The 4,769-nt window shown below is 64.2% G+C and carries 5 protein-coding genes and 1 tRNA gene; 3 read left to right on the forward strand and 3 right to left on the reverse strand.

What is annotated here, in order from left to right; all coding sequences use genetic code 11:
* The coding region (locus tag AX708_RS04225) for a GcrA family cell cycle regulator (RefSeq protein WP_233999607.1) at window positions 1-456 on the reverse strand (456 nt) is incomplete at its 3' end.
* An 83-nt stretch (window positions 457-539) separates the two neighbouring features.
* Here AX708_RS04225 and AX708_RS04230 point away from each other — a divergent pair.
* The gene (locus AX708_RS04230) at window positions 540-1,448 is read left to right on the forward strand and encodes an ABC transporter permease (protein WP_082745735.1); all 909 of its coding nucleotides are present in this window, start codon (window positions 540-542) and stop codon (window positions 1,446-1,448) included.
* Here AX708_RS04230 and AX708_RS04235 read toward each other — a convergent pair.
* Both AX708_RS04235 and hspQ read right to left on the reverse strand, forming a co-directional pair.
* A complete protein-coding gene (locus AX708_RS04235) occupies window positions 1,438-2,058 on the reverse strand; it encodes a hypothetical protein (RefSeq protein WP_066533159.1) in 621 nt (206 codons plus the stop codon). The genes AX708_RS04230 and AX708_RS04235 overlap by 11 nt on opposite strands.
* Before the next feature lie 28 nt (window positions 2,059-2,086).
* On the reverse strand, window positions 2,087-2,467 hold the full coding sequence (gene hspQ, locus AX708_RS04240) for a heat shock protein HspQ (protein ID WP_066533157.1): 381 nt from the start codon (window positions 2,465-2,467) through the stop codon (window positions 2,087-2,089).
* A gap of 181 nt (window positions 2,468-2,648) precedes the next feature.
* Between hspQ and AX708_RS04245 the strand changes: the two genes are divergently transcribed.
* Both AX708_RS04245 and AX708_RS04250 read left to right on the forward strand, forming a co-directional pair.
* A tRNA-Ser gene (locus tag AX708_RS04245) sits at window positions 2,649-2,738 on the forward strand.
* A gap of 139 nt (window positions 2,739-2,877) precedes the next feature.
* The gene (locus tag AX708_RS04250) at window positions 2,878-4,038 is read left to right on the forward strand and encodes an integrase arm-type DNA-binding domain-containing protein (RefSeq protein WP_066110904.1); all 1,161 of its coding nucleotides are present in this window, start codon (window positions 2,878-2,880) and stop codon (window positions 4,036-4,038) included.
* Window positions 4,039-4,769 lie beyond the last annotated feature (731 nt).

The raw sequence follows: 4,769 nt of genomic DNA on the forward strand, positions 1-4,769 counted from the left end.
CGGGGCAGGGGGGATCGGGGCCTGCTGGTCGCCCGGGCCCTGACGCAGGAAGCCGCCGGGGCCGACCGAGACGATCTTGGGGAGGTTCTCTGCCGGAGCCGCGGGCGCAGCAGCGTCTGCCGCGGCCGGCTCGGCGCGCGGCACGGGCGCAGCAGCACGCGGCGCGGGACGCTCGGCCGCCTCGAGCGGAGCGGAGCGCTCGGGCGCCTCGGCGGGCGGGCGCGGCGCGGCGACAGGCGCAGAGGCGGCTGGCTTCTTGGCGACCGGCGCGGCGACGGGCTTCTTCTTCTCGTTCGCCTTCACCGGCGAGGGACGCGCCTTCAATCCGAGGCGGTGCGCCTTGCCGATCACCGCGTTGCGGCTGACGCCGCCCAGTTCGGTGGCGATCTCGCTGGCAGTCGCGCCGCCTTCCCACATCTTGCGGAGCGTTGCGATGCGCTCGTCTGTCCAGCTCATAGTGTTCTACCTGTTCCTTTGCCGCTCGGGGGCTTGTGCCAAAGGCCAATGCTTGTCAGCGGCGAGGGCGCAGCCTAGGCACCATGCCCATGGCTGACAACGCAACTGCAAACCCCTCCGGCAATGCCGCTCCCGTGACGGATGTGACGGCTGATGACAAGACCGGCGGGAGCATCCGGTTCACCCCGCGTGGCCAACCCGTGATCATCGGGGTCAATCGCGTGGGGCTTTCAGCCCTCTATATGAAGGAGGTGCGGCGTTTTCTCAAGGTCCAGACGCAGACGATCTGGGCGCCTGCCTTCACAACGCTGCTGTTTCTGGTGATTTTCACCGTCGCGCTGGGCCGCGAGGGTCGCGCGGTGCTGGGCGTGCCGTTTGCGAGCTTCGTTGCGCCGGGGCTGATCGTGATGGCGATGATGCAGAACGCCTTTGCCAATTCCTCCTTCTCGCTGCTTGGCGGCAAGATCCAGGGGACGATCATCGACTACCTCATGCCCCCGCTCTCGCCCGGCGAGGTCATGGCGGGCATCCTTGCCGCCGCGGTGACGCGGGCGGTGCTGGTGGGCTTTGCGGTGGCGCTCGCGATGGCGCTGTGGCCGGGCGTGTCGCTGGCGCCCGCGCATCCGTGGGCGATCGTGTGGTTCGGCCTGATGGGCGCGCTGCTGCTCGCCACCATCGGCCTTGCGACCTCGATCTGGGCCGAGAAGTTCGATCACAACGCGGCTGTCACCAACTTCATCATTGCCCCGCTCTCGCTGCTGTCGGGGACGTTCTACACGATCGAGAACCTCCACGGGGTGTTCCAGACGATCAGCCGGTTGAACCCGTTCTTCTATGTAATCTCGGGCTTCCGCTATGGCTTCCTCGGCGCGAGCGACATGGGGGATGGCGCGCATGTCGCGGCGGCGGGCCTCGGCCTGCTGGTGCTGAACGCGGTGCTCGCGGCAGGGGTCTACGCGCTCCTGCGTAGCGGTTGGAAGCTCAAGAGCTGAGCGCGGTAGCTGCTTCTGCCGACGGGAAGCCGGAGGCGAGCCGGTCGATCGCGGCGCCCGCCTCTGCGACGCCAGCGACGGGGCCGATGTCGAAATACTCGGTCTGCTTGTCGCCATCGCTGTCGCGCCCGATGCGGACAGCGAGCCTGAGCCAGCCCGAGCCGTCGGCCCGCTCGCGGCGCTGGGCCGGGCCGACGCGGTCGGCGGGGACGGTGTCGATGGCAAGATCGCTCCCGATCGCGAGCTTCAGCACCCGCCTTGCGGTGACGACATACAGCACCCGTCCGCGCTCCCACAGCGGCACGAAGGGGCGCGAAAGCATCCACGCGCCGACCGCGACGAAGGGCACGCCGAACAGCGGGAAAGCCCAGGCGACAAACCCGACATCCTCGGCCCCGCCGCTCGCGACGGCGGCTGTGGCGATGCCGGTCCAGGCGAGCGAGAACGCCGTCCACGGCACCGCGAAGACATAGGAAAGGAAATGCCTGGGATCGACCCGTGCCTGTTGCCAGCCGTGCCATTCGACCGTCTCGCCGGGGCCAAGCTCGCGTTCGAGCGCGTGGCGCAGCCGGGCCATCGCAGCGGTGTCGGAGGTGCCTGCGTCGCTCATCGCCCCGCTCATTAACAGGGCAAGGTTGTCAATGTGTAAGCGAGGCCCGCATCCGGTAGCGACCGTCCTTGAAGCTGTCGAACAGCTGGCGTACCGTCGGGTGGTCGACCGGTCCGCCTTCCGCATCGGCGACAAGATTGCCCTGGCTCACATAGGCGACGTAGGACGAATCCTCGTTCTCGGCGAGCAGGTGGTAGAAGGGCTGGTCGCGCCGCGGGCGGATGTCCTCGGGGATCGACTGGTACCACTCTTCCGAGTTGGCGAAGACCGGATCGATGTCGAAGACGACGCCGCGGAAGGCGAACAGGCGGTGGCGGACCACATCGCCGATCCCGAAGCGGGCGCGGGTCTGGCGGGGCGCGATGATGGTGCGTCCGGCCTGGCTCGAGAAGAACTCAGCACGTTCCATGTGCGGCAATATGGACCTTTGTCCGCGCAAAACAAGCGCGCTTGGCAGGCCTGCGCCAGATATGCCCGCATTTTGTGCGCCCGCCCCCCTTGGCAATCCGGAAACCTTGGGCTAACGGGCGCGCTTCCTGACGCCAGCCGCCTTTCGACCGGGCGGCCGCTTCACGCGCGCCAGGCCTCGCGGAGAGGTGGCAGAGTGGTCGAATGCGCCGCACTCGAAATGCGGTTTACCGGCAACGGTAACGTGGGTTCGAATCCCACCCTCTCCGCCAATTGGCCTTTTCTCGCTGTTTCTCCCTGCTTCGAAATCATTAAAAAACAACGGCTTTATGCGTCCGACGTGTTTCGGGCTATTGCATTCCGATGCGATCCGTTGCAACTTCGTGTGGGTAAGGGTGTGGGGAAGGAAAAATGGGCAATCTCACCGCCAACATGCTTCGGGGATCGCTTGAGCCGGGTCGCCATCATGACGGCGATGGGCTGTTCCTGAACGTCACCCCGACTGGTGCCCGTTCATGGATCTGCCGAGTCCAGAAAAATGGCCGCCGCAGGGATATAGGACTCGGCAGCGCGAAGAAAGTGAGTCTCGCCCAGGCACGGCAGCGGTCAGCCGAAGTCCGCTCGCAGGTGGAGGCAGGGATCGACCCCGTCCTTCAGAGGAAGAAGGCCGAAGGCATCCCGACCTTCCGCGAGGCTGCCGCTGCCGTCTATGCCGAGAACAAAAAGAGCTGGAAGAACAAGAAGCACCGGGGCCAGTGGCTGACCTCGCTTGAGGCCTATGCCTTCCCTAAGATCGGCGACATCGCGGTGAGCGACATCGAAAGCTCGCATGTCCGCGATGTGCTGATCGCAATATGGCTCGACAAGAATGAGACGGCGCGACGGGTGCGTCAGCGAATCGCGATGGTGATCGATTGGGCGATCGCCAAGAATTATCGCGCGCATCCCTTGCCGATGACGGCGCTCAACAAATCCCTGCCGAAGCTCCGCAAGCGTAAAAGCCATCACCGGGCGCTGCCCTATGCGCAGGTGCCGGGCTTCATGGCGATACTGCGCGAGCGCGAGAGCATTGGACGTCTCGCCTTCGAATTTCTGGTCCTGACAGCGGCGCGCTCAGGCGAGGTGCGCGGCGCGCTCTGGTCCGAGATCAACCTTGAGGAGCGCACCTGGACCATCCCGCCGGCACGCATGAAAGCCGATCAGGAGCATATCGTCCCCCTGTCCGATGCTGCGCTAACGGTGCTCAAGAAGGCCAAGGTCCACAAGCAGAAGGACAACGACCTCGTGTTCCCGGGCACGCGCCACGCCAAACCGATGTCGGACATGACCCTGACCAAGATTTGCCGCGATGCCGGGGTCGACGCTGTGCCCCATGGCTTCCGCAGCAGTTTTCGTGACTGGGTATCGGAAGAGACCGATTTCGACGGCGACATCGCCGAAATGGCCTTGGCGCATACAATCGCCAATCCGGTCGAAGCCGCCTACCGCCGTGGTAACCTCTTGCAAAAGCGTCGTAAGATGATGGATGAATGGGCTTCATATTGCAGGGTAGACGTACGCAGAGCAAAATGAAGCTGAGTCGTAAGGAAGAGGTAGGGCCTCGCGAATTGACCGCCATGCCGCAGCCGACGGATACTGCCGACCATCTTGAACCGATCGATACGGGCTTCGTAGCATTCTGCTATGCTGAACGCACTGAAACGCATTTGAACCTGCTGGGACAGGCTGTGATCGATCTCATCATGTCTGGCGTCGATCGCTCGAACATCCAGAAACCATTTAGAACGCGTGAAATGGCTGGCGTATCGTTGCTCCCAATAGCTGTATGCGCACCACCACTGCTTCCTGCGGGCATGGTAGCGAGTATGGCGCCGCTGCCTCTGGCAATGGTGGCAAGCTGGCTCCTTTCGCCTTTTGTCAGATCGGTGTGGACATGGTATCAAACGCCCGGCGAGGCGAAATACAGCGAACTTGCCAGCTGCGCGTCTGACGCCGGCCAAAGACGTTATGTTCGGGCTCTCGAAGAATACCGCGATTGGCTGTCTCAAACACCCGACCAACTCTTCATACGATCGTCCAACGGAGGTCTTCGGCCCATCACTAAGGAAGAGCACAGAGCCATCCAAGCAGACCACGGGCGTCAGCTGCTCCTCAGTAGCGATCGCAGCGGGTGGCCGAAGGTCCGCGGCCGCCCCCTACCAGGCGGTAAGCTCATGGCCTGCTTGCGCGGACGCAGGGCGAAGTCCCTCCTGTCAACACCGGGATAAAAACGGGCCAGGCACCGGTTTAAAAAGGGGCCAGTT

The organism is Erythrobacter sp. CCH5-A1, assembly GCF_001557115.1.
Classification (GTDB): domain Bacteria; phylum Pseudomonadota; class Alphaproteobacteria; order Sphingomonadales; family Sphingomonadaceae; genus Erythrobacter.

What these genes read in the sequence shown, in the direction of transcription:
- AX708_RS04230 (WP_082745735.1), top strand. Translation starts at nt 540, where the DNA reads ATGCCCATGGCTGACAACGCAACTGCAAACCCCTCCGGCAATGCCGCT.
- AX708_RS04235 (WP_066533159.1), bottom strand. Translation starts at nt 2,058, where the DNA reads ATGAGCGACGCAGGCACCTCCGACACCGCTGCGATGGCCCGGCTGCGC.
- hspQ (WP_066533157.1), bottom strand. Translation starts at nt 2,467, where the DNA reads ATGGAACGTGCTGAGTTCTTCTCGAGCCAGGCCGGACGCACCATCATC.
- AX708_RS04250 (WP_066110904.1), top strand. Translation starts at nt 2,878, where the DNA reads ATGGGCAATCTCACCGCCAACATGCTTCGGGGATCGCTTGAGCCGGGT.